The sequence below is a fragment of the Akkermansia muciniphila genome, from assembly GCF_040616545.1.
Lineage (GTDB): Bacteria > Verrucomicrobiota > Verrucomicrobiia > Verrucomicrobiales > Akkermansiaceae > Akkermansia > Akkermansia muciniphila_E.
Genome location: NZ_CP156688.1, coordinates 775341 through 799311 on the forward strand (window position 1 = coordinate 775341; position 23971 = coordinate 799311).

16 protein-coding genes are annotated in these 23971 nt (G+C 60.9%); 11 read left to right on the forward strand and 5 right to left on the reverse strand.

The features are described 5' to 3' along the window. Nucleotides 1-11: 11 nt before the first annotated feature. The 3 genes from ABGM91_RS03210 to ABGM91_RS03220 form a co-directional block, all read right to left on the reverse strand. Nucleotides 12-6020, reverse strand: coding sequence for an autotransporter-associated beta strand repeat-containing protein (locus ABGM91_RS03210; RefSeq protein ID WP_354833624.1), 6009 nt, complete (start codon nt 6018-6020; stop codon nt 12-14). 83 nt (nt 6021-6103) lie between these two features. After that, nucleotides 6104-6712, reverse strand: a complete 609-nt coding sequence (locus tag ABGM91_RS03215; RefSeq protein WP_354833626.1) for a hypothetical protein — start codon at nt 6710-6712, stop codon at nt 6104-6106. A gap of 275 nt (nt 6713-6987) precedes the next feature. Then, nucleotides 6988-7317, reverse strand: a complete 330-nt coding sequence (locus ABGM91_RS03220; protein ID WP_102712401.1) for a hypothetical protein — start codon at nt 7315-7317, stop codon at nt 6988-6990. Between the two features lie 125 nt (nt 7318-7442). On the opposite strand from ABGM91_RS03220, the gene ABGM91_RS03225 reads away from it, so the two are divergent. The 10 genes from ABGM91_RS03225 (at nt 7443) to ABGM91_RS03270 (ending at nt 21549) form a co-directional block, all read left to right on the forward strand. Beyond that, on the forward strand, nt 7443-8501 hold the full coding sequence (locus ABGM91_RS03225) for an HRDC domain-containing protein (RefSeq protein ID WP_354833628.1): 1059 nt from the start codon (nt 7443-7445) through the stop codon (nt 8499-8501). A gap of 184 nt (nt 8502-8685) precedes the next feature. Next, the gene (locus ABGM91_RS03230) at nt 8686-9993 is read left to right on the forward strand and encodes a carbohydrate porin (protein WP_354833630.1); all 1308 of its coding nucleotides are present in this window, start codon (nt 8686-8688) and stop codon (nt 9991-9993) included. Nucleotides 9994-10424: 431 nt separating this feature from the next. Continuing rightward, nucleotides 10425-11126 (forward strand): C4-type zinc ribbon domain-containing protein, encoded by a 702-nt coding sequence (locus ABGM91_RS03235; RefSeq protein ID WP_290566455.1) that lies wholly within the window; start codon nt 10425-10427, stop codon nt 11124-11126. 31 nt (nt 11127-11157) lie between these two features. Beyond that, nucleotides 11158-12363 (forward strand): tetraacyldisaccharide 4'-kinase, encoded by a 1206-nt coding sequence (gene lpxK, locus ABGM91_RS03240; protein ID WP_354833632.1) that lies wholly within the window; start codon nt 11158-11160, stop codon nt 12361-12363. Nucleotides 12364-12471: 108 nt separating this feature from the next. After that, nucleotides 12472-16902, forward strand: a complete 4431-nt coding sequence (locus ABGM91_RS03245; RefSeq protein WP_354833634.1) for an insulinase family protein — start codon at nt 12472-12474, stop codon at nt 16900-16902. A 126-nt stretch (nt 16903-17028) separates the two neighbouring features. Continuing rightward, complete coding sequence (locus tag ABGM91_RS03250) at nt 17029-17562, forward strand: hypothetical protein (protein WP_290566452.1); 534 nt, start codon at nt 17029-17031, stop codon at nt 17560-17562. Between the two features lie 34 nt (nt 17563-17596). Then, nucleotides 17597-19105, forward strand: a complete 1509-nt coding sequence (locus tag ABGM91_RS03255; protein WP_354833637.1) for an SPFH domain-containing protein — start codon at nt 17597-17599, stop codon at nt 19103-19105. 7 nt (nt 19106-19112) lie between these two features. Beyond that, the gene (locus ABGM91_RS03260; protein WP_354833639.1) at nt 19113-19715 is read left to right on the forward strand and encodes a DUF4126 domain-containing protein; all 603 of its coding nucleotides are present in this window, start codon (nt 19113-19115) and stop codon (nt 19713-19715) included. 497 nt (nt 19716-20212) lie between these two features. Next, nucleotides 20213-20356 carry an entericidin gene (locus ABGM91_RS03265; RefSeq protein ID WP_290566449.1) on the forward strand — a complete coding sequence of 48 codons (144 nt, stop codon included), beginning with the start codon at nt 20213-20215 and terminating at the stop codon, nt 20354-20356. Between the two features lie 374 nt (nt 20357-20730). Beyond that, the gene (locus tag ABGM91_RS03270) at nt 20731-21549 is read left to right on the forward strand and encodes a PEP-CTERM sorting domain-containing protein (RefSeq protein ID WP_215427016.1); all 819 of its coding nucleotides are present in this window, start codon (nt 20731-20733) and stop codon (nt 21547-21549) included. 235 nt (nt 21550-21784) lie between these two features. On the opposite strand, the gene ABGM91_RS03275 is transcribed toward ABGM91_RS03270, so the two are convergent. Next, the gene (locus tag ABGM91_RS03275; RefSeq protein ID WP_102712425.1) at nt 21785-21928 is read right to left on the reverse strand and encodes an entericidin; all 144 of its coding nucleotides are present in this window, start codon (nt 21926-21928) and stop codon (nt 21785-21787) included. 205 nt (nt 21929-22133) lie between these two features. On the opposite strand from ABGM91_RS03275, the gene ABGM91_RS03280 reads away from it, so the two are divergent. Further along, nucleotides 22134-23015 (forward strand): diaminopimelate dehydrogenase, encoded by an 882-nt coding sequence (locus ABGM91_RS03280; protein ID WP_354833642.1) that lies wholly within the window; start codon nt 22134-22136, stop codon nt 23013-23015. A gap of 96 nt (nt 23016-23111) precedes the next feature. Here the strand turns inward: ABGM91_RS03280 and ABGM91_RS03285 are convergent, their stop codons facing one another. Beyond that, nucleotides 23112-23846: a L,D-transpeptidase family protein gene (locus tag ABGM91_RS03285; RefSeq protein ID WP_354833644.1), complete on the reverse strand. Its 735-nt coding sequence runs from the start codon at nt 23844-23846 to the stop codon at nt 23112-23114. Between the last annotated feature and the right edge of the window lie 125 nt (nt 23847-23971).

A 23971-nucleotide genomic window follows, 5' to 3' on the forward strand; every position in this document is an offset into this window, starting at 1 on the left:
GCCGGAATGTTTTAACGTGCATTTCCGTTCCTGCGGCGGCGCAGCAGCAGCGCGCCCAGCCCCAGCAGGCCAAGCACGGCCGTTCCCGGTTCGGGAACAGGACGCACCAGCGACACCACGCCGTCCTTCATCCAGGAATCCCCGTTTTCCAGCAGGAATCCGGCGTTTTTCAGGGCGGCGTCATAAAGGACGGAGGCCAGGGAGGCGTCCCCGCTGAACGTATTGGTCACGGAGCCGTCGTAAAGGACAAAGTGGATGGTGGTCACGCTGGAATCCACCAGTTGCGCGATCAGGGCGGCGGAACATTCCGTGAGCATCAGGTTCACGCCCCCGCAGAAGTCCACGGACGCGTTTCCGGCCCCGGTAATCAGCGCGTTGGTCGTCCACGTGCCGGGGTCCGTCATGGAGAAGTTGCCGTCCGCATAGCTGATGTTCAGGTTCGGCACAGCCGGGGACGTGGAGACGGGGGAAACGGCCAGGGAGGAAAGTTCCCCCAGCCTGATGCCGGAATCCGCCGCGTGAATGAGCATGTCTTCCACACGGGCCTCCTGCCCTGCGGCCACCTCCAGCACGGAGCCGGAGAATTCCGTATGGGCCAGCGCCGCTCCGGTCCTGACGTTCACATTGACCCCGTTGAACTGCGCGCGGTCCGCGGCGCTTGCCCCCTTCACAATTCCGGTTCCGGCAGAAGAACCGAAGGAAGCGCGCTCCACCGTGGAGGAGGAAGCCCCGGCACGCGCCGTCACCGCCACGGAAATGTCAGACAGTGAGAAGGAGTTCAGCGTGTTGACGGAGGCGCCCGCGCCCGCCAGCTTCACGGAGCTGGCGTAAGAGACCGTTCCCGCCTTCACATCCAGCCTGGAATTCGCCCCCAGAAGCTCCACGCTTGCCTTCTCATTGAGCGCCCCCGCATGGGCCAGCTCCAGCGCGGCGTGGTCCGTCACCCGGTAGGCGCCGTCCCAGGTATTGGCCCCTCCCAGCACCACGCGGCCGTTTTTGCCGGCGTTGTCATTTTTAATGATGATGGTTCCGGAGGTTTCGCCGGGCTTGATGACTCCGTTAAGCGTCATGACATGGCTGTCACCGGAGGCCGCCATGGCGTCCGGATCGTACCCGGTCGTGTCCAGCACAAAGGCCTTGCCTCCGGCGTCCACCACCATTTCATAATCATTGTCCCAGTCCGCATCCAGCATGCCCAGCACGCCGCCGCCGTTCAGGAGAATCGTGTTGCCGGTTTTCTGCACGCCGTCTTCCGTATAGGGCGTTCCGGACAAGGTGCCGAAGCCGGAACCCAGGCGCAGAACGCCGCCGTCATTGACCTGCACGTCATAATCATACAGCGCCTGCCATTCGTCCCTGCCCACCACCAGGTTGCCATCCTGCCCCATGTTCAGTTCTCCAACCAGGAAGAGGGAGTTCTCCACCTTCAGGGAACCGGCGTCAATGGTCAGGAAAGCCAGGCGCGCGTTCCCCGCCGTCTGGGAAAAGACGCCCGTTTTCACCAGGCCGATGTAGCCGGAGTCATATTTTTTGCCCGTGTCGTACATGTCAATGTACTGCCCAAATCCCAGATTGCCGTGATAAACACGGTCTGACGTGTCCACCGCCAGCAGGAGGGCGGTGGCGGAATCCCGCCCTGCGGAGGCTTCCGTAGTAACGCAGGAGGCTTCATCATTCCCCATGATGCCCGCCAGGGTAAGTTTGTGGACCTTCTCCACGGAATCAAGATGCAGCACTGTGTTCCGGACGCCGTTCAGGCTCAGGTCAAACAGGGCTTTCGTCCACGTGTCCCTATCCAGGCAGACCTGTACCGTTCCCTGCCCGTTTTCCGTTCCGCCCATGCTGACCTTTCCATGGAAAGCGGAACCGTCATCCAGTTGAAAAACGGTCTGGCCGCTGGCGTTGGCGTGCTGCAGCACCAGGTTGGCGGTGAAATCCCCGCGGACGGTGGAAATAACAGCGCCGATCACCCTGTCCGTGTGGGATACCGTCACCACGGAATTCTCCGCGATCGTGAGCAGGTTGCCCAGGGAGGCCACGTGCTGGATAAATCCGCCGCTCCGGTAGTCCAGCGCCAGGGAGGTGCCGTTAAACATGCGGATTTCCCCGGTCCCCAGGGCGGCGGCGTCCCGCATGACGATCCTGCCTCCGTTGACTTCCGTTCCGCCGGAATACGTGTTGGCCGTTTCCATCACCAGGGTACCCGCTCCGTCCTTGGTCAGGATGGTCTTCCAGCCGCTGGTTTCGTAATCCTCCGGCAGGGAGCCGTCCGCAATCAGGCCGCCGGCCTCATGGGCGCGGAAAATGTAGTTGACGTCATCCTTCACGCGGATGGACGCCGGGCGCACTTCCCCCTTGATGAGCACCACGTTGAAATCCTCCCCGCCTTCCCTTTCCACCATTCCCGTCTTGCCCGCGCCTTCCGCGCCAAAGGCCACGTGGTAGGTATCACGGTAAAAGCCGTTGAGCCCCAGATTCTTGTCCAGGCCTTCCAGCCAGTGATTGCGGTCGGTCCCCTGTCCATCCGCCAACTCGTTGCCAAACCAGACGTTATCCGTGGCGGCCACGTATTCCCCCTCGCTCCGGTTCTCTCCGTTGTACCAGGTGCGGATGGGCGTATTGGTCACCGTCATGACCAGGTCCATGTTGTCCTCGGATATTTTAATGATGCCGAACCAGCCGTTGCCTACGGAAATCGTGCGCGTTTGAAAGCCGCCCAGCGTCCCGTCCACATAAATGCCGTTCTCCGTGGTCGCCAGGTAATACTTCTTATCAACCGTATTTGTGTTTCCGAAGTCGTAACCGTCAAAACGCACCAGAATATCCCCGTCCAGATTCAGACGGCCTGAATCCGCCATGCCGTCCAGCTCCTTGATAGCCAGCAGGGGGTGCTCCTCCAGTTCGGACGGGAGAATGCTGCAGTCAAAGTACAGGAAAGAAGTGCCGGAAACCGTCACGGAACCGTTTACAACAGCCGTTTCAGGGGTCTGGACCGTGCCGTTACCCGTGTTCACGCTGACGGCCTTGTCCGTCACGATGTGAAGCGCGTACCCCGGATTGATCGTCATGCTCCCCTTGGCCGCGCCCCAGTCCTGCACCGTGCCGCCGGAAGTGACGCCGCGGGTCACGCCCAGGTTCAGGGTGGTGCCGCCATGCAGGGTGGCGCTCGTCTTCACATCCAGGTTGTTGAAGCCCAGCGTCCCTTCCCGGAGAACCAGGCGGTTGACCACAGCCGTATGGATGTACTGCGCTCCCGCGCCCGTCTTGGTCAGGGAAAGGGTTTCCTGGCTGGCGGCCGTCACCTTGCCGGAAGTGGCGGAACCATACGCGGAGCTGGTGCCGAAAACGCCGGCAAAGTACAGGTTTTCCGCCTCCTTCACGTCCAGCGTCAGCGTACTGTCGGAATTGGTCAGCACGCGCAGCGTATCCACCTCGCTCCCCACGGTGTAGTTCTTTCCGTAATATTCGCTGTCCTGCGTCTTGCCGATCAAGTCCCCCTGCAACCCCGCCAGAACGGCGTCATTCTGCACCAGCAGGATGTGGTAAAGGTCCATGCGCTCCTTGCCTTCAAAGGCGGTGCCGTTGTCCGCCGCATTCACGGTATGGGCGCGCGTCAGGTCCACCTTGGCGTTCCGCAGCGCGTCGTCTTCCACAATGAGCTGCACGGCGCCGGGCTTGCGGACGGCAAGAAGGTCATTGTTGGAATCCGCATTGGCAGGGGAGTCCGCCTCGGAATACAGAATGTAGTTGTCCAGCTTGACGGTTCCGGTAAAACTGGATTTTTCTCCCGGGGCCAGGCTTTCGTCACAAATGTGGAACATGCTCACCCACTTGTCCAGGCCGCCCATGGTCGTGGAGGTGTAGCCCATCAGCGTCAGTTCTCCATAGCCGTCCAGCCTGCCGGTCAGGGACAGCGTGCGCCAGTGGCGGGAAGTCAGGTAATCCCACTGGTAGCCGGAGGAGCCCGCGCCCGGCAGCTCTTCCTTCTCCGCCAGGGAAAGGGGGGAGTAGCCTATCACCACCTTAGCCGTGTCCTTGGAGGACGTGCCTATCTGGATGTTGTTGGCTATGGAAGGATTGCGGTAATGGGAATCCAGCTCCGTGGCAAAGGGATAATTCACATACAGTTCCGTTCCGTCCGCCATCCGGATGTCCCCGGACCCCAGCGCCCCCTTGCGGGCCACCAGAATACTTCCCTCCAGAATCTCCGTGCCCCCGGAAAAAGTGTTGGCGGTGGCCAGGGTCAGCATGCCCGCCCCTTCCTTGACCAGTTTTCCCGCGATGCCTTCCCCGGCATCCGCAATGCTGCCCGTTCCTCCGTCCGCGGCGTGAAAGACATATCCCATGCCGCCGTTCGCCTCCTTGTCCACGGAGACCGTCAGCCTGGAGACGCGCACCGTGCCGTCCAGAGTAACGTCAAAGCTGTTCACCGCGTGGCCGGACAAGTCCTGCATGCCGAAGAGGACTTCACGCTCCCCGTTGCGGAACGTCAGGCTGCCTTCCCACGGGCTGCCGCCCCTGGAGCCGTCAGACCATACATTGCCGTCCGGCGTCTGGCCGCGGTTTCCCTGCCACACGTAATAATTGAATTTGTCCGCGTCAAAGTAGGTGCCCTCCAGAGAGGAGGAGTCCAGCCCGGTCACCAGCATCTGCCACCGGCCGTCCCCCTGCACGTTCAGGGTCAATCCGCTGTAAACGTCAATATCCCGGTAAATCCAGTTCCCGTCCGCATCCCTTCCCTCAGCATACCTGACTTTTTCCTTCTGCACGGCATCCGCAAAGGAGAGGGTGTTGCCATCCGTCACGGAAATAAGCTTCCGGGATTCTCCGGACTGGATGCCGGACTCGGGAACGGCCACCGTCAACAGGCTTCCTTCCGCAAACTGCACGGAAGAATCCAGCCGGAACGTTCCGGCCGTATCCAGAACCAGGCCCTTGTTGAAAACAAGCGTTCCTGCGGATTGCCAGTTCATGCCGTCCAGGCGGGAAGCCGTTTCACGGTAGTCCAGGGTTAGGGCGGCTCCGGCGGCAATATCCAGCAGGCCGCCGGAGGAAGTGGAAAGGGATTCACTGACGGTCAGGGAACCTCCGGCGCCCAGGCGGAGCACGCCGCCCAGGATGTCCACACTCCCCAGCCTGCCGGAATAAACGGTCTGTTCCCCGCTGCCCTTCTTGACCAGGTTGATGGTTCCGGTGCCGTCCGCCTCAATGGCCTGCCCGTTTTTGTAACTCTCGTTCTTTTCCGTCCCCTCATAGTAGGCGCCGTCCGCCCCCAGACCGCCTATCACGCCCTTGAATTCATGATTCCCCGCGCCGTCAATGGTCAGGGTGGCCGTGTTCCCGTTGCCCACCGTAACACGGGAGGAGGCCCCCTCCGTGCTCCCCTCCAGTCCGGAGAGGAGCAGATCCCCCTCCAGCTTTAAAATCACCTGCCCAGGCGTTCCGGCACTCCCCGTCAGCCAGCCGCCCAGGTTGCCCGGGTCCTTCCCTCCCTGGCGGATCAGGGACAGGTCCGCCACCACGGCGTTCATGTCTCCCGCCGCCTGAATCTGGACGGGCGTATTGTAACCCTCGGAAGCCAGGCTGGAACGGGGGGCGGCCGCCTGCACCACTCCGCTGAAGCCGCTCATGTCCGCCCCCGTCAGGTCAAAAATGCTTACCCGGTTGCGGCTCGTGTTCTCAAACACCAGCGTTCCCGTACCGGAAATGGTACCTTCCAGAAAAGCCGTGCGCGCCGTGGAGTTCGTGAACCCCAGGTACACTTTGTCCCCGGAGCCTCCGTCCATCCGGATATTCACGCCGTAATGCTTCTCCTTGTTGCCGTCGTCGCTGACATTGGCGCTGTCCAGGAAAATATCCCCGTTCCCCTCCATGCGCACCGTTCCGGCATACCCTTCTTCCAGGAAAACACTGTCCCCTCCCGCCACAACAATGTCCGCAGGCGCCTGCGGCGCGGCGGCAAAGTTATCCGGGCCACGCACCGCAACGGCATCCTCCACAGGATGCCTGCCGGGCGCCATGTCCGGTTTCTCCCCGCCGGCCCACTCCTCTTCATCCTCCTTTTTTTCATCGTTCTCCCCGTCTGAAGAGCCGGAATTTTCCTTCAGCGGGTCAGAAAGAAGGGGGGGGGGGGGGGGGGGGTAGGATAGCTTACATTGAAAGGGTTATAAGGGAAAGGACGGCTATTCCCTGAAACCAGGGCATTTGCCAGCACCCCGTGCACCAGTTTTACCTGCGCATCTTCATGGCTCTGGAAGGTATACTCCTGGTTCATATGGGAGACAGCCACTTTCTTCCTGTAAAGTTCAGCGGACCTGCTTTTCCGCTTGAGGCTCCACTTCCCTTCCGGGGCCAGCGGAAAAGCGGGGCTGACCAGCGCCAGGCGCTCCCCGTGCCCGGTTCCGGCGTTTCCGGATACCCGTGCAACCACGGCATCCACCACCCGTCCGTGGCTGTTTTCAAAATAAAATGCGGAGGAATCCTCCCGGAACCCCTTCTTTCCGGGCAAATACTTCAGTAACAGGCTCCCTCCCCGTTCCAGCGTTCCATAATCCGCCGGATTCAGCAAATATTCATTGTCTTCCAGAGCCACCGCCACGCCATCGGCCAGGGGAGCGTTTTCTCCCGCCGCCGGCCTTCCACCGGAAAGGGACGCTCCCGCGCACATCCCCGCAACACCGACGAAACAAGTAATAAAAGCAATATTCAACATGATGACGGATAAAAAGGTGCGCGGCGTATACACCCTGCTTTTCTGGCTGTCAAATGGAATGTCTGTTTTTTATCATTCTGCTGGAATACAATACCATACTCATGACGATCTGTGCTGCTCCCCCGTAAACGGGGAAAAAACAGGGTTGCGGAGCGCCTCGTAAAAACAGCCAGCCATGTAAAAAAAATCCTTGCCTGGGCCCGGTATTTCCCCGGAAATACAAAACAAAAAACGGAAGGAGGCGGTGGCTGCCGCCGCTGGAAAAAGGCCCGGGATCAGGCCATCATGTCCATGTTCGGGTCCTTCCAGGCCGGATCATATCCCTTGGCGTAGCTGAACACGTGCTTGTGCATGTATTCAAAGTACTGCTCCTTCTGCATGGGGGTAAGCCGTTCCCAGATGGCCACGTTCAGGGCACGGCACACCTTCTGCATCATTTTCAGGGTAAGCTGGCGGCCCTGCCGCGCTTTCTGGACCTGCTTGTGAGTAAGCTGTTCCGGGGAAATCTCCACCAGGTCGTGGTTGGTAAGATGCCAGCGCTTCATCAGTTCATCCAGGGGCTGTTCTCCATGATTGCGTTCCGTTCCTGTAGCTTCCTCTTCCATATGCCCTTCTTCGTGCCCTATTTCCGGAAAATAGGCAATACATCATTGCCGCATCAGCACTTTTTTTGTATTTCCAGTTGCCCGGCGTGCTGATACATGGTTCAATCCCGCTCTGTTGCAATAAGATGATTAGCGAGAAAGAGGAATTACTGGAATGGCGCAAGCGCGCCACCGCACAGCCCGCGGGACGCGTGGTCCTGGACCTGGAGGCAGACAGCCTGCACCGCTATCAGGAAAAGATTTGCCTGATCCAGTACGCGGATGAAACGGGCTCCTGCCTGATTGACCCTCTCTCCATTGAAGACATGGGGCCGTTTTACAACTGGCTGAAGGAAACGGAAGTCTGGATGCACGGGGCGGATTATGACATGAGCCTCTTCCAGAACGCCTGGGAAACGCTGCCCGCCATGATCTGGGACACGCAGACCGCGGCGCGCCTGCTGGGTTTCCGCCAGTTCGGGCTGGCCGCCCTGGTGGAACACTTCCATAACGTCACGCTGAGCAAGTCCTCCCAGAAGGCGGACTGGGCGCGGCGGCCCCTTTCCCCCACCATGGTGACCTATGCCCTGAATGACGTCAATTACATGCTGGACATGGCGGACAAGCTGACGGCCTCCCTGCGGGAAAAAGGGCGCATGGGCTGGTTTGAAGAAATTTGCAGGCACTCCATGGACCGCGCCCGTGAACGCCATCTGGCCGGCCATCAGGACCCCTGGCGCATCCAGGGCTGCGGCAAGCTGAACAGGAAAGGGCTGGCCGCCCTGCGGGAGCTGTGGACCTGGCGTGACTCGGAGGCCAGGGCATGGGACAGGCCCGCGTTCATGGTCTGCTCCAACGCGGACCTCATCCAGTGGAGCCTGGCCCTCCAGGAACAGCGCGCCGTGACGCCTCCGCCCCGCTTCCACGCCCACAGGCGCAGCCGGTTCATGGACGCGCTCCAGAAATTCTACCTGCTGGATGAAGACGACTATCCGTGCCGCCCCCGCATCCAGCGCCGCCAGCATTCCGACCAGTTTGAAGCCAACATGGACAGGCTGTGCAAGCTCAGGGACCGGAAGGCGGAAGAACTTGGCATGGAAGGCTCCTTCCTCATCACCAGGGCCTCCCTGGAAGCCATTGCGGAAGATGAGGAAAAGGGCGTCTCCACCCTGCTGAACTGGCAAAGGGAAGCCCTGGGCCTTTAATCACGGCTCCGTTCTCCCGGGACGCGCCCGGCGCACGTCCTGAACCGGAAATCCCGCAGAGGGAATATTACCGCGGGCGGCGCCATGACTTAAACGGAGTGATTTGCCTCTTTTCTTTCTCCCGTCGCTTCATCTAGGATGCGGGCGCACTCACGCTCCCGTTTAACTGATTCACCTGCCAGCCATGTACCGTCCCCTTACCCTCCTAGTCCTGCTGGGCGCTTTCACCGCCCAGGGCAGACAGGCCGGAACCGAATTGCTCCGCCCGGACCAGCCTGAACCTCCGGCCCACCTGCTGGCGGACATCAATTTGCTGGGCGGGGATTACGGGGATGAAACCGCCCCCATTCCCAACGATTCCCTCACCCAGGCCCTGACCGGCCTCCATTCCAAGGCGCACCGCGCCGGGCTGGAATTCCTGGTGGAAAACGCCTTTTCCTACAATTCCATCCACCACCCGGCTCCGGACAAGCCCGGCACCCAGCTCTGGTACCTGCTGCACGCCCATGCCAATTACCGCCTCATCCAGGCCCCCGGGAACCGGGAGACGTGGCTGAAGCTGGAGCTTTCAGGCTCCACCGCCCTGACCGGGAAGACGTGGAGAGGCGGCAACATGAATGACGCCATCGGCCTGACGGGAGACACGCACACGGACATCTTCGGCGAGAGGATTTTTTTCCTGCCGGAAATCGCGCTCCTGCAAACTTTCAACCGGGGGAAAAGCGCCATCGTGGCGGGCGTGGTGAACCAGACGAACTATTTTGACACCAACAGCTACGCCAACTCCTCCTTCGGCCAGTTCTGCGCCTCCCCATTCGTCAACAACCAGGTGATCCCCATGGCGGATTCCAACCTGGGCGTCATCTTCCAGCACCAGTTCCACGCCCAGTGGTACGCCATGCTGGGCGGCAACTTTACCAGCTGCCCCCAGAACGCCTCCCCGCTGAAGCACACGGACGGCAAGAACTTCAACATCCTGGCGGAACTGGCGTGGGTGCATGATTCCGGCGCCGTGAAGCTCACCCCCTTCATGGCCCGCACCAATGAACTGCCGGACGGGGAGGAAAGAAAGAACCTCAATACCGTGGCCGGAATTGCCCTGAACGTGGAGCAGCAGCTTGGCTCCAGCCCGTGGAAGGCCTTCTGCCGCGCCGGGTGGAGCGATTCCACGCGGGACAACCTCTGCGGCGCCGCCGTGCAGTGGTCCGGCGGCCTCGTATGCAGCCAGCCGCTCCAGCACCTGGGCGTGTGCGGGGAGGGGGAGGCCAACCAGTTCGGCATTGCCCTGGCCGTGACGCGCCCGGACGACGGGAGCATGGCGGAAGGACGCTCCAGAAGCAAAAAGGAAGTGGTGATGGAGTGCCATTATAACATTTCCGTGACTCCCTGGTTCCTGGTCCAGCCCTCCCTGCTGTGGATCTCCAACCCGGCGGGCAGGGATGACACCGGAAACGCCAGCGTCTTCCGGCTGCAAACCATCCTGACCTTTTAAAGTCCGCCGGAGCAGGCGGCGGAAAAATCCCATCCCCTTTATTTTAACGGAAGGTCCCTTTTTCCGGCAGATCCACGGCCATTCCCCCGCCATCATGCCCTCCAGCCGCCATTCATACGCCCTCCTGATCGCGGTCAGCGCCTGTGCGCTGGCCATCTGCTTCACCCTCTGGCGCAGCAGGCAGAAGAAAAATGAAACGGCGCGGGAGTATGCGGCGCTGGTGATGCCGGGGCCGCGCCGGGAGAGCACTCCGGCCCAGCAGAGGAAGCTTCTTGAAATCCTGGGCAGGAACCCGGATGAAGGTTCACCGGAGAAGTCCGGCCCCGGAAGCGCCGGGGCGCTCCGGCAGGAAAAAACGGGGAACCCCCTTCCTCCAGGGGGCCGAGAAAAAATCTTTTCCGCCCCGGCGGAGCGTGCTAGGGTGGGAGGCGATGAACCACGCCGATTTAGACCAGTTGCTGATCCTCCAGGAGAAGGACGTGCGGATTTCCAAACTCCGGAAGGAGCTGGCCTCCCTGCCGGAACAGAGAACACGCCTGCTGCGCCAGATGGAGGCCATCAAGCAGAAGGCCGTGGCCGCCAAGCAGGAAGTGGCGGGCATTGAAAAGAGCATACGGGACGTGGAGGCCACCGTTGAAACGAAGCGCGCCTACATCGGCAAGATGAAAACCCTCCAGTCCAACACCCGGAAGAATGAGGAATACCAGATGTGCATTCAGGAGGTGGAAAAGACGGAAGCCGTCATTGACGCCCTGGAGACTTCCGAGCTGGAGCTGATGGAACGCCTGGAAACCGCCAAGGCGGACATGGCGCAGAAAATCCAGCGCGCGCGGGACTCCCAGCGGGAGATGGAGGAGACGCTGGCCCGCTTTGACCGGACGGCGGAGACGGACAGGGAGCTTCTGGACCACTTGAACGCGGAACGCGCGGACTTGGCCGCCGCCGTTCCGGAGGATTCCCTGGGGGAATACGAACGCATGACCAAAAGCAAGGGAGTTCCCGTCATTGTGCCCATGGATGAAAAGGGCCACTGCGGCGGCTGCCACATGGTCATTACGGACAACGCCCGCATGAAGGTGCTGGGCGGCCACGAAACCGTTTACTGCGACAATTGCCACCGCATCCTCCACTGACGGAGTTTCCAGGCACGCCGCCGGGCTTATCATGAAATCCAGATCGGAAGAGTTTGAAGAGTGGGGAACGGAAGTCATCTTCGGGCGGGCCAAGGGGTTCCGCGCCACGATGATGCGCACGCTCCTGCGCGGGGCCTCCTGGCTGTTCAGGCTGGTGGTGCTGGCGCGGCTGTACCTGTTCCATTCCAGCATGGCCAGGCAGGCACGGCTGGGAACGCTGGTGGTCAGCGTGGGGAACATCACCGTGGGGGGCACCGGAAAGACCCCGGTGGTGGAACTGCTGGCCCGCACCCTCACCCAGCGCGGCCGCAAGGTGGCCATCCTGACCCGCGGCTACAAGAGCGCGGACCTGGACGAACCCCAGGAATGGAAGGACGGGCACGGCGCCCGGGTGGAGCAGCTCCCCAAGATCGCCAGCGACGGCAAGACCCGCTACCTGGGCCCCCTGCATTCCGGGGACGAGCCGTTCATGCTCGCCAAGAATCTGGACGGCGTGGCGGTGCTGGTGGACAAGAACCGGATCAAGTCCGGCATCTTCGCCATTGAACACCTGGGGTGCGACACCCTGCTGCTGGACGACGGCATGCAGTACCTGAAACTGGCGCATGAAGTGGACATCGTGCTGGTGGACTGCGGCGCGCCCTTCGGCACCGGGGCCATGCTCCCGCGCGGCACGCTGCGGGAACCCAGGGGCAGCCTGGCGCGCGCCAGCTACATCATCCTGACCAAATGCGGCGGCAAGCCCCAGGATGAGCTGATCGCCGCCATCAGGAAGTACAATCCCGTGGCGGATATCATCGTGAGCGACCACGGCCCCAGGTACCTGGAAAACGTATTCACGGGGGAACGCCTGCCCCTGGAGGCCCTGAAGGGGAAATGGGTGGCGTGCCTCAGCGGCATCGCGCGCCCGGAAAGCTTTGAGGATTCCCTGCGCTCCCTGGGCGCGAACGTGGAAATCTGCCGCAGGTTCCCGGACCACCACTGGTTTGAACAGTCGGAACTCCAGGAGTTTTACGACCGCTGCGCGGACCGCGCCATGGACATGATCGTGACCACGGAGAAGGACGCCGTGCGGCTGGAAAAACCGGAGGAAGATCCGGAGGTGCCCATTTACTTCCTGCGCATTGAGGTGGAAATCTATGAGGGCCGGGAGGCGTGGGAACGCTGCGTGGACCGCATCTGCGGAATTTCAGAGCCGCGGCCCCGGGATGAATGGGCGCCTTCCTCATCCTTTTGAAATGGCTTCCGTTTCCGGGGGTTCTCCGGAAATTCACCTCTTTTATGCAGGGAAGGCCGCTTGACTTGCCTGGGAAATCATGTGAAACAAGAGGGCAGTATTTTTCCCATGAAGGCATTTACCATCACCTCCATTCTGGCTGCCGCGTGCCTCCTCTCGGCCCATTCTCCGGCTGAAACCGCAGCAGAAAACAAAACCGGGTCCGCGGCCGTCCAGCCGGCGGCAGGCATCCCCAGGCAGGACCCCCAGCTGGTCAAAGGGAAGCTCCCCAACGGCCTGACCTACTTCATCCGCCCGAACGCGGAGCCCAAGGGCCGTTTCAGCATCCGCCTGCGCGTCAACACGGGCTCCCTGAATGAATCGGATGACATCCAGGGCGTTTCCCACTTCCTGGAACACATGGTCTTCAACGGCAGCACCCATTTCAAACGCGGGGAAATGATTCCCGCCATGCAGAAGGAGGGCCTGGGCCTGGGCGGGGACGCGAACGCCTACACCGCCTTTGACGAAACCGTGTACATGATGGACGTGCCCAGCATGAAGGAGTCCACCGTGAACCTGGCCTTCACCATCATGAGGGACTTTGCGGACGGCGCCCTGCTGGAGGAAAGCGCCATTGACGCGGAACGCGGCATCATCACCAGTGAATACAAGGCGCGGGATTCCGCCGGCTACCGGGTCATGAAGGAGGTCTTTTCCATCATGCTGGACGGCACCAGGATTCCGGACCGCTACCCCATCGGCACGCTGGAAGTGATCCGCACCGCGCCGCGGGAAAAATTCGTCAACTATTACCAGACCCACTACGTTCCCAGCCAGATGCAGCTCGTCATCGCCGGGGACATCACGCCGGAACAGGGGAAGGCCTGGGTGGAAAAATACTTCGGCTCCCTGAAGAAGGACAACTACTCCTTCCAGACGGACCGCGGCGCCCTGAAGGAAGCCAGGGAAACCACCGCCCACTGGATCACCAACAAGGAAGCCACCAGCACGGACATCAGCATCAACCTTGCCCGGCCCTACGTGAAGAAGGCGGACACGGTGGCCAACCGCAACAAGGACATTCCCCTGAATGTGGCTTACGCCATGCTGAACCGCCGCCTGGAAAAGATGGCCAAGAATCCGGACTGCCCCTTCATTGGCGCGGAGGGCGGCCGCATGGACGTGATGGAAGCGGCGCAAGTGGACGCCATCCAGACCCAGGCGGATTACAAGAACTGGAAGCCGGCCCTGGCCTCCATTGAACAGGAATTGCGCCGGGCCATCGAATTCGGCTTCAACAAGGAGGAGCTGGCGGAAGCCCGCAGCAACATCACCGTAGCAGCGGAAAACGCCATCAAGGCGTGGCCTACCGCCAAGTCGGAAGACCTGGCCTCCGCCATCGCCCAGAGCGCCGCGCAGGACAAGGTCTTCACCACCCCGCAGGAAGACTGGGCCATTTCCAGGGAAGTGGTGGAAAACCTGACTCCGGAACAGTGCCAGGCCGCCCTGAAGGAAGCCTGGACCGGAGCCTTCCCCCGCGTGATCGTCACCTCCAACAAGGAAAACGCCCAGGGAAGCGCGGAAATCATGCAGGCGTACAAGGAGGCACAGGCTTCCAAGGTGGAACCCTACCAGGCGTCCGCGCAAAAGAATTTCTCCTACAAGTTCGGGGAACCTGGCAAGGTGACGGCCCGCACGGAAGCCGCGGACCTGGGAGTGACCCAGCTCACCCTTTCCAATGGCGTGCGCGTCAACCTGAAGCCCACGGAATTTGACAAGGATTCCATCAACATCACCTTTGCCGTGGACGGAGGGGAACTGACCAGGCCGGAAAAAGCCTCCGGGCTGGAACTCTTTGCGGGCGCCGTGATGAACGGCGGCGGCCTGAAGGACCACTCCAACGATGAACTGGCCGCCATCATGGCGGGCAAGAAGGTGGGCGTGGGCTTCTCCATGACGGATCGCGCCTTCCTGCTCTCCGGAAATACCAGCAGGGAAGACCTGGAAACGCAGCTTCAGCTCCAGACGGCGTACCTGATGTATCCCGGCTACCGCCAGGACGGCGTCACCCTGCTCCGCCGCGCCATCCCCATGATTTACAACAAGCTGAACCATGAGGTGCAGGGAGCCATGAAGAAGCAGGTGCCGGCCATCCTGTACAAGGACAACCCCCGCTTCACCTTCCCCACGCAGGAACAGTTGAGCTCCTACCAGGTCAAGGACGTGCAGGACTGGGTGGACGCCCCCCTGAAAAACAACTACATGGAAGTGACCGTCACGGGCGACTTCAAGCCGGAGGACATCATTCCCCTGCTGGAACGCACCGTGGGCGCCGTGCCCAGGCGTGCGGAAGCCCCCGCGAAGCTGGACGAAAAGCTGCGCCATCCGGCCATGGCGGACTTCAACTTCTCCAAGGACCTGACCTATGATTCCTCCATTGACAAGACGCTGGTCTGCCTCTTCTGGAAAACGCCCGGCGGGGAAGACAAGAAGCTGGCCCGCAGGCTGAACATGCTCAAGGCCGTGTTCTATGACCGCGTATTCAAGGGGCTGCGTGAGGACATGGGGGAAACCTACTCCCCCTCCACCGGGCTCAACATCAGTGAAACCTACCCGGACGACGGCTACATCATCACCCTCAGCTCCGGCGTGATGCGCAACAAGGAAGCCGTGCGGAATGCGATCGCCAAAATTGCGGACGACCTCGGCAAGGGGAACGTCACCCAGGAAGAACTGGACCGCGCCCGCAACCCCATTCTCAATTCCATGGACCGCGCCCAGCGCGACAACGGATACTGGACCTCCCTGCTGAAGGACTCCCAGGCCAGGCCGGAACGGCTGAACCAGCAGAGGGAAAGCATTCCGGACGTGAAAGCCATCACCGTGGAAGAGGTCAACAAGCTTGCCAAAGACATCTTCGGCAAGGGAGAGCATCTCAACCTGAACATTCTGCCGGACCATCCGGCCGCGGAAGCTCCGCCTGCTGAAAAGCAGGCGGACAAGCCCGCCGCCCCCCAGGCCGCCGTCTCCACGGCGGCTTTTTGCATTCACGCCACCGCCGTGAAGACCGTAAAAAAAGACTCCGGCAAGAATGACTACGCCATCATCATCTCCGAGGAAACCGCCGCCATGCCGGAATGGAAGGCCGTGGCGGACAAGCTGGCGGAGAAGCACGGCGGCGCCATCGTCACCGTAAAGGACTCCATGTTCGCCAAACTGGACACCCTCAAGAAGATGGCCCCGCGCTTCATGGCCGTGGTCGCGCGGCCGGAGGAGATAGACCGCGTTCTGGTCAATGACCTGCACCGCCTGAGCCGCCGCCTGGATGACGATCCCTACGGAGACTGCATCTGGGGCATCATCACGGGCTACACCCCGCAGGACGCCATGAGGATAGCCGCTGAAACGCAGCCGCTCGTCATCACGCGCTCCATGGGCACCACCAACGTGGACGCCTCCCGCTTCAGCGACAGCATGAGCATCACGGACTGGCAGCCCTTCCAGTACTTGGAACAGCACGGTTCCGCGGAAAAGATGACTCCGGCCTTTTACGCCAAGGGCCTGAAGGAGCAGGACAAGGGAGACGACACCACGCTGGGCGTAACGCCCAAGCTGGCGGAATACTGGAAACAGTACGCTCCCCAGCTCTTCGTCACGGCCTCCCACGCCACCCAGTTCAACCTGGAAATGCCCTTCGGCAAAGGGCTTATCGTCTCCGGCAACAACCGGTTCCACGTGCTGGACAAAAAGCAGTTCAAGGAATTCACCACCTTCCTGCGCGGCGTGATTTTCAACGGGAAGGAAGACGACCTGCTCTCCTTCCTGGAAAGAATCAAGGCTCCGGTGATTGAAATCAAGCCGGTCCCGGCCGTCTGGGTGGCGGCGGGGAACTGCCTGATAGGAGACACTAAAAAAACGAAAAACTCCATGGCCGTCACGGCCCTGAGCCACTACGGCTTCAACCAGCTGGTGGGCTATACCGTCCCCTCCTGGTACGGCAAGGGCGGCTGGGGAACGCTGGGCCTCCTGTTCAGCAACCATGACGCCTCCAGCCTGGCGGAAGCCTGGTACCTGAACAACCAGTTCATTCTGGACGAAACCATGACCCGCTTCCCCAAGCTCATGAACGTCAACTTTAACGCGCCGGACATCAACGGCATCAAGGATGACCCGGACTTTGCCAAAAGCATGAACTCCGCCGGCTACGGCATGGGCAAGGACCAGATGGGCCTGATCCATGACCGGGATACCGTGGCCTTTTACGGAGATCCTGCGTGGACGGCGCGGCTGGATGAATCCCGCACCCCGTCCCCGTGGCACATTGACTGGAATGACCCGGCGGACGCCGCCAAGGGCTTCACCGTCACGGCCAACAAGGACGCCAAGGGGCGCCTGGGCGTCTGGTTCCCCAACAGGATCAGCGCCAAGAAAGCCACCGTCACCATTGGAGAAACCGCCACCCCCGTGGAGAAAGCGGGCCTGCTGACCAATGACTTCCTGCTGCTCCGGGAGCTGGACCTCAAGAAAGGGGAAAAGGCCGTCGTGGAAATGAAATAGGCCTGAGGCGGAAAACGGCGGAGGGGGCTATTTTGCCGCCTGCCGCCGGATTATCCGCGCCTCCGTTCCTTTTTCCATAGACAAGCGGCCTCCAAACATGGATACTCCCCGTAATCAATCTACCCTATGACTGATTACTCCATCTTCTTCATCATCGCCCTTGCCGCAACTGGCGTGGGGGCGCTTCTCTTTCTGCTCTCCCTCTTCGGCCTGGGGGAACATGACCTGGACTTTGACGCGGACGCCGGGGGCGCGGACGTGGGCCTGCTGTCCATCAAATCCGGCATCGGCTTCTTCATGGGCTTCGGCTGGGGCGGCGTGCTGGCCCAGGGCCTGGGGTGGGGAATGGGCGCCTCCATTGCGGCGGCCTTCTTCACGGGCTTGCTGATGTTCCTGATCATCGGCATCTCCATGCGCTTCATCATGAGCCTTAAATCAGACGGCACCCTGAACTATGAAACCCTGAAGGGCATGCACGGCACCGTTTATATCAGCATTCCCGGCAGGCTGGAGCGCGGCGGCCAGGTCACGATCGCCCATCCCAGCCAGCTCCTGTACCTCCCCGCCATTCAGGAAGGGGAGGAATCCCTGCCCGCAGGAACCCCGGTGGAAGTAGTCGCCGTCACGGCAGGCGTCGTCACCGTCAAACCTCTTCATTAACCAACAAACCCAACCATACACCCCATCCAACACCATGGACAAAATCATCCCTATCGCCATTCTGGTTCTCTTCATCATCCTGACCGCCTCCTGGCTGTTCAGCCGCTACCGGATGTGCCCGCCGGACAAAATCCTCATCGTCTTCGGCAAGGTGGGCACCGGGCAGCCCGCCAAATGCTACCACGGCGGCTCCACCTTCGTGCTGCCGGTCCTCCAGTCCTACAGCTACCTGGACCTGAACCCCATCAACATTGACGTGCCCCTCCAGGGCGCCCTCTCCTCCCAGAACATCCGCGTGGACGTTCCCTCCTCCTTCATCGTGGGCATCTCCACCCTGCCGGAAATCATGCAGAACGCCGCCGCGCGCCTGCTGGGCCGCTCCAGGGAGGAAATCCGCAACCTGGCGGCGGAAATCATCATGGGCCAGATGCGCGTGGTGATCGCCTCCATGACCATTGAGGAAATCAACTCCGACCGCGAAAAACTCATCAAGGGCATCACGGAAGGCGTGGACGTGGAGCTGCACAAGGTGGGCCTCCACCTCATCAACGCCAACATCACGGACATTCAGGACGCCTCCGGCTACATCAGCGCCCTGGGCAAGGAAGCCGCCGCGCGCGCCATCAATGACGCCACCATCAAGGTGGCGGAAGAAACGCGCCGCGGGGAAATCGGCAAGGCGGAAGCGGAAAAGGACCAGACCGTCCAGGTGGCGAACGCCCGCGCCATTGCCATTGAAGGCCAGAACGAAGCCCAGATCAAGATTGCGGAATCCGCCGCCAAGCTGCAAGTGAAGCAGGCGGAAGCCAAGAAGCTGGCGGAAGTGGCCCAGAAGGTGCAGGAAGCCAAAACCCTGGAAGAAGCCTACGAGGCGGAAAAGGAAGCGGAAATCAAACGCGCCGAACGTGAACGCGCCACGCAGGAAGCCAACATCCTGGTGACGGCCCGCATTGAAAAGAGCCAGCGCGAAGTGCAGGCCCAGGCCACGGCGGAAGTGCTCAAGCTGGAACAGGAAGGCAAGGCCCAGGCCCTGCTCATCCAGCGCAGGGCGGAAGCGGAAGCCATCCGCCAGCTGGCGGAAGGCGAGGCCCAGGCCACCCTGCTGAAGAAAAAGGCGGAAGGGGAAGGCATGGAAATGGTGGGCCGCGGTGAAGCCGCCGCCATTGAAGCCGTGCTGGAAGGCAAGGCGCGCGGCTTCCAGCAGATCGTGCAGGCGGCGGGCTCTTCCGAGGCCGCCTCCAACCTGCTGGTGACGGAACAGATCACCAAGATCGTGGAACTCCAGTCCGGCGCCATCAAGGGCCTGAAATTTGACAAGGTTATCGTCATGGGCAACGGAGGGGACTCCTCCGTAGGCGGATTCGTCCAGAACCTGGTGAAGGATACGCTGCCGCTCCATGAACTGGGCAAGAGCGTAGGGCTGGAACTGCCCGGCTTCCTGGGCAAATCCACGGAAGAGAAAAAAGCGCCCGCTCCCTCTGCCGCGGCTCCCGCGGCGGCGCCCCAGGCGGCCACGGCTGCAACCACCGTCAAACTAAGCTGATCCGCAGATGAATATGGAAGCCGTCATGGGCGTTTTGCTCGGCATCGGGCTGGGTGCGGCCTGCGGCTTCCGCATCTTTGTGCCCCTGCTGGTAGCCTCCATTGCCATCCGGGGAGGCTTCCTCACGGTAACGCCGGAATTCGCATGGCTGGGCGGCACCGCCGCCCTGGTCACCCTCTCCGTAGCCACCCTGCTGGAAATAGCGGCGTATTACATCCCGGTCATTGACCACACGCTGGACGTGCTGGGGGCGCCCGCCGCCATCATCGCGGGGACGATCCTGGCCGCCGGCTTCATCGGCCACATGGACCCCATGCTCAAGTGGGGCCTGGCCGCCATTGCCGGAGGCGGAGCGGCGGGCATCATTCACGGAGGCATGGCCGCCATCCGGGGAGCGGCCTCCGCCGCTACGGGCGGCATGGGCAACTCCGTCGTCACCACGGCGGAGACGGCTTCCGCCTCCATCGTAGCCGTGCTGGCGTGCGTGCTCCCCGTACTGGGGGCAGTGCTGGCAGGCGCGGCCGTTTACTTTCTGGTCCGCATGGGGCTGAAGCTGAAAAGGAAGCTGGCGCGTTCCGGAAACGGCCCGGCAGGAAAAAGCGAAGCCTGAAATGTGCCGCGGCCCGCAAAGGCTTGCGGCTCTTCTTTTTGGCAAAGGATTGAATTGCTCTGCGGCAGGACGGTCATCATAGCGGAATTTATTCCGGGAGAGAAACGAAGGAGTTCCCGACAAGGGCCGGGAGGCCCTTGTTCCCGGCAGCGCGGCCAGCAAAGGACACGGAGGAAAGGACGTATCACCGCGGTTTAAACGAAATCGGCCCACCCGGGAATGGAGGGTTGGCGCGCTCATCTTTCAAACCCGCTTACCCTCCGGGTTCCAGGCTTGGCTTTCCGTCCAACCGAATAACCCGGTTTCCCGGCCTTCACCGCTGAATTACCACCGGAACGCAGCGGAGACATCTTTACCAATCCCCCAGCTCTGCATAACTCCTTCTTGCCCCTTTTCCAATCTTCTGCTACCGCAGAAACAGACCTCCCGGAAAATGCCCGCCTCATTGACAAGGAACCGGAAGCAGGGTAGGATGCGGCTTTCAACCTCTCCTTGCCATGAATATCAAACTCGCCCTTTTGACGCTCGCCGCCCTCGGCCTTGCCTCCTGCAACACCATCAGCGGAATCGGAAAAGACGTGGAGGCCATGGGCAGCAAGATTGACAGCGCCTCCCAGGCCACCAGCAAATCCATGCAATAAGGAGGGAAGGAAGCACCCGGACACCGGCCCGGAACCCTCTTTTTCATGGCCGTCGGTTTCTCCCCATGGAGAGCCGCAAGCCCTTGCGGCATCCAGAGGATAACCTGAGCGGCTGTAAACACTTTCCCCTGAAAGTCAGTGCCTCCTGACGGGACGCGTTTATTCCAATGAACGCAAAGGCTTGCGGCTCTCCGGATTCCGGCTGCACAGTTCCGCAAGGATTCCGTCAGAAAAACGGTCTCCCATGGTGAAACGGGGCAGGCAGCATAAGTTCCTTGATATAAAAATCAGCCCTTGACCCCGGATTTGTAATTCAGCATACTCCGCCGCCCTTGGAAATTTCCTTTTCAAGCTCTACCTTACATCGCATTCATATGAAAAAAACTCTCATCCTGTTTTCCTTTCTGCTGGTTTTTTCCTGCATGACGGTCCAGGCCGCTATTTATACGTGGGCACCCATTGACGGTTCTACCGATTGGAACCAGGCGTCCAACTGGCAGACGGAAAGCGGCACCAGTGACCATGTTCCGCTGGTTAATCCCAACTGGGGCACGATCAACGTATCCGGCAACCACACCGTGGTATGCGGTCCCGGCACTACCGTGGAAGGGTGGACCTCCACCATCAACGTTTCCAACGGAGCCAGCGTTTCCCTTCAGAATTTCACCAAATTCCAGCGTACGACCGTCTCCGTGGGAGAAGGCTCCACGCTGACCGTGGGCAAAACGAGCGGTACCATCGTAGCCAACTGTGACCAGAACATGAACTGGACGGTATACGGCACGCTAAACATTACCGCCGCACTTACCTGGAACGCCAATAACAACAATTTATCTGTGGATCTGGGCGCAACCGGCACGCTGAATCTTACGAACCAGACTGATCTGGGACGTTTTACCTTCTCCGCCTCCCTGGGGGACCTGATTACGGAAGGGACCACGTTCCAGCTCGTGACGCGCGAACTTGTCAACGGCGTGGGAAGCGCCGCCACCAGCAATACGACAATTACGGGCGGAACGCAGAGCGACGACATCACCGCCGAGGACCTGACCGCTGAAAACGTGGGCAAGTACCAGGTGTTTACGAAGGACGGCAAGATTTACGTCTCCTACATCAATGGCGTGCCGGAACCGGCCACCGTTTCCCTGAGCCTGCTGGGCCTGGCGGCCCTGATGCTGCGCCGCCGCCGTTAAAAAACGGAAGGTTCAACTTCTTTTCAAAAGGCATGCCGGACACGCGGCATGCCTTTTTTAATGCTCCCGTCCCGCGCCGGAAAAGGGGAAAAGCCCCATTCCCCGTGGGGGGTGGGAGCGTTCCCCGGAATCGTAAAACCGGGGAAGGGAAAGAAAGGAGACATGTCCATCAAGGAAAACCGCTTCACCCGGGTGGATGAAGCGGTTTTCGTCCATGGTCACACACACAGTCTTTTTACATGGACCGGCTGGTGGAACGGGCGGCAGAATTAATGTCGCTGCCGACGGCTTCCACGTCCTTGCCCACTCCGCCAATCGTATGGCAGGAAACACACCCGAGAAGGGTGGCGATACTCAGAATAATCAATTTGGTTTTCATCGTTTTATTGGAAGAGTTCCGAATAATCAGACTCCATTCCTCCAGCCCCCGTTCAAAGAACCCATGATCATGCCACACTGCCCCCTGTCATTCTCCGGTCTTGCCATGAGTACCCGCAACACTTAAAAAAACATGCGTCAACGGGAGGAAACCTCCGGCGGATAATCCGCCGCCGCTCCCGGAACCATTACTATTTACTACCAAGATGATCAAAGTAGCCATCGTAGGATACGGCAACATCGGGAAATACGCCGTGGACGCCTTGCGCGCCGCGCCCGATATGGAACTGGCGGGCATCGTGCGCCGCCCCGGCAGCGAACCCGTGCACGGCATCAAGACCGTAAGCAGCATGGAGGAACTGGGCCACGTGGACGCGGCCCTGCTCTGCACCCCCACCCGCAGCGTGGAGGAAACGGCCCTGCCCCTGCTTGCCCGCGGCATCAACACGGTGGACAGTTTTGACATTCACGGAGACATCGTGAACCTGCGCCGCTCCCTGGGAGCCCAGGCCATCAAGCATGACGCCGTCTCCATCATCTCCGCGGGCTGGGACCCCGGCACGGACTCCGTCATCCGCACCATGATGCTGGCCATGGCCCCCAAGGGGATCACGTACACCAACTTCGGTCCCGGCATGAGCATGGGCCACAGCGTGGTGGCCCGCTCCAAGGAAGGCGTGGCGGACGCCCTTTCCCTCACCATTCCCACCGGGTCCGGCGTACACCGCCGCATGGTTTACGTGGTGCTGAAGGAAGGAGCCAAGTTCTCCGACGTAGAGTTCGCCATCAAGTCCGATTCCTATTTCAGCCATGACGATACCCGCGTGCAGCAGGTGCCGGACATCGACGTGCTGAAGGACATGGGCCACGGCGTGCTGATGGAGCGCAAGGGCGTTTCCGGCGCCACGCAGAACCAGCTGTTCACGTTTGAGATGCGCATCAACAACCCGGCCCTCACGGCCCAAGTGATGGTGGCTTCCGCACGCGCCAGCATGAAACTGGCCGCCGGCTGCTACACCCTGCCGGAAATCGCCCCCATGGACTTCCTGCCGGGCGACCGCGAAGAGCTGATTGCCCAACTGGTATAATTCCTTCCGCGTCTTTTCCGGACGCGCGGCAGCAGGCCCTGCCCCAGCCGCCGCGTTCCTTAATTTCCCCATCCTCCGGCCCGTGCCGGAGGATTTTTATTGTTCATCAACCACCAGCCTGCCATCCACGGCATTCATCCGGGCCGGAGTGTGGGTCCGTTCCGTCCAGTCCCATGCGCGGGCCATGTCCGCCCAGAAGGCGGCATGGGGGGAATTCTTCTCCTTCAGCAAACGCGCCGGAGTGGGCACAAAGGGGTAAATCTGCACGGGAACGCTTTTCTGCCCGTGAACCAGGGCCTGTTCCACCATGGTGTATATTTCCTCAATCCCCGGATCGGTCATCGCCAGGCAGCCGATGGAAACGTCCCTGCCATGCACCATGATAAAACTTCCCGTCCGGTTCAGGGACCGGTCATAGGAATTCGGATAACCGATGTTGAAGGCAAGATGGTAGTTGCTGCGCGGGTTCAACCCGGAGGGCTCCACTTCATAAAAGCCTTCCGGCGTCTGCTTGTCCCCTTCCTTTTCCTTGGGTCCCAGTTCTCCGGACCATGCGGCAATGGGGTAGCGCTTGGCAAGCACATAGCGTTCCGCATTGCCCGGCTTCACCCACAGTTCCAGCATGGAATCCTCCTTGACGGCCCGTAAAAAGACGGGGTCACCCACCTTGGCGCCGCACAGGCCCAGGAAGGAATTCAGCACGGGCGTCACCCGTTCCCGGGCAGTGTCCGCCCGGTTGGCGGAATCATCGGCACATGCCATTTTAAGAGTCACAACTACGGAGGCCAGCAGAACCAGCCCCAGCGCTGCCAGCAACACGCTTTTCTTCATAAATCATGTATAATGGCGGCATCCGTTTTGACAAGGAGAAAACCGCTTTCCTTGTCCGGCGGTGCGGGAAAGCCCGCGCAGGAGAATGGCGCGGCAGCAGAAATTGCACCTGTGCTGGAAATGCA

Excerpts from the sequence above, each read along its gene's own strand:
- ABGM91_RS03220 (WP_102712401.1), bottom strand. The coding sequence starts at position 7,317 with ATGGAAGAGGAAGCTACAGGAACGGAACGCAATCATGGAGAACAGCCC.
- ABGM91_RS03255 (WP_354833637.1), top strand. The coding sequence starts at position 17,597 with ATGGACAAAATCATCCCTATCGCCATTCTGGTTCTCTTCATCATCCTG.
- lpxK (WP_354833632.1), top strand. The coding sequence starts at position 11,158 with ATGAAATCCAGATCGGAAGAGTTTGAAGAGTGGGGAACGGAAGTCATC.
- ABGM91_RS03215 (WP_354833626.1), bottom strand. The coding sequence starts at position 6,712 with ATGTTGAATATTGCTTTTATTACTTGTTTCGTCGGTGTTGCGGGGATG.
- ABGM91_RS03285 (WP_354833644.1), bottom strand. The coding sequence starts at position 23,846 with ATGAAGAAAAGCGTGTTGCTGGCAGCGCTGGGGCTGGTTCTGCTGGCC.
- ABGM91_RS03270 (WP_215427016.1), top strand. The coding sequence starts at position 20,731 with ATGAAAAAAACTCTCATCCTGTTTTCCTTTCTGCTGGTTTTTTCCTGC.
- ABGM91_RS03265 (WP_290566449.1), top strand. The coding sequence starts at position 20,213 with ATGAATATCAAACTCGCCCTTTTGACGCTCGCCGCCCTCGGCCTTGCC.
- ABGM91_RS03210 (WP_354833624.1), bottom strand. The coding sequence starts at position 6,020 with ATGGCGCCCGGCAGGCATCCTGTGGAGGATGCCGTTGCGGTGCGTGGC.
- ABGM91_RS03280 (WP_354833642.1), top strand. The coding sequence starts at position 22,134 with ATGATCAAAGTAGCCATCGTAGGATACGGCAACATCGGGAAATACGCC.
- ABGM91_RS03260 (WP_354833639.1), top strand. The coding sequence starts at position 19,113 with ATGAATATGGAAGCCGTCATGGGCGTTTTGCTCGGCATCGGGCTGGGT.
- ABGM91_RS03235 (WP_290566455.1), top strand. The coding sequence starts at position 10,425 with ATGAACCACGCCGATTTAGACCAGTTGCTGATCCTCCAGGAGAAGGAC.
- ABGM91_RS03275 (WP_102712425.1), bottom strand. The coding sequence starts at position 21,928 with ATGAAAACCAAATTGATTATTCTGAGTATCGCCACCCTTCTCGGGTGT.
- ABGM91_RS03230 (WP_354833630.1), top strand. The coding sequence starts at position 8,686 with ATGTACCGTCCCCTTACCCTCCTAGTCCTGCTGGGCGCTTTCACCGCC.
- ABGM91_RS03245 (WP_354833634.1), top strand. The coding sequence starts at position 12,472 with ATGAAGGCATTTACCATCACCTCCATTCTGGCTGCCGCGTGCCTCCTC.
- ABGM91_RS03250 (WP_290566452.1), top strand. The coding sequence starts at position 17,029 with ATGACTGATTACTCCATCTTCTTCATCATCGCCCTTGCCGCAACTGGC.
- ABGM91_RS03225 (WP_354833628.1), top strand. The coding sequence starts at position 7,443 with ATGATTAGCGAGAAAGAGGAATTACTGGAATGGCGCAAGCGCGCCACC.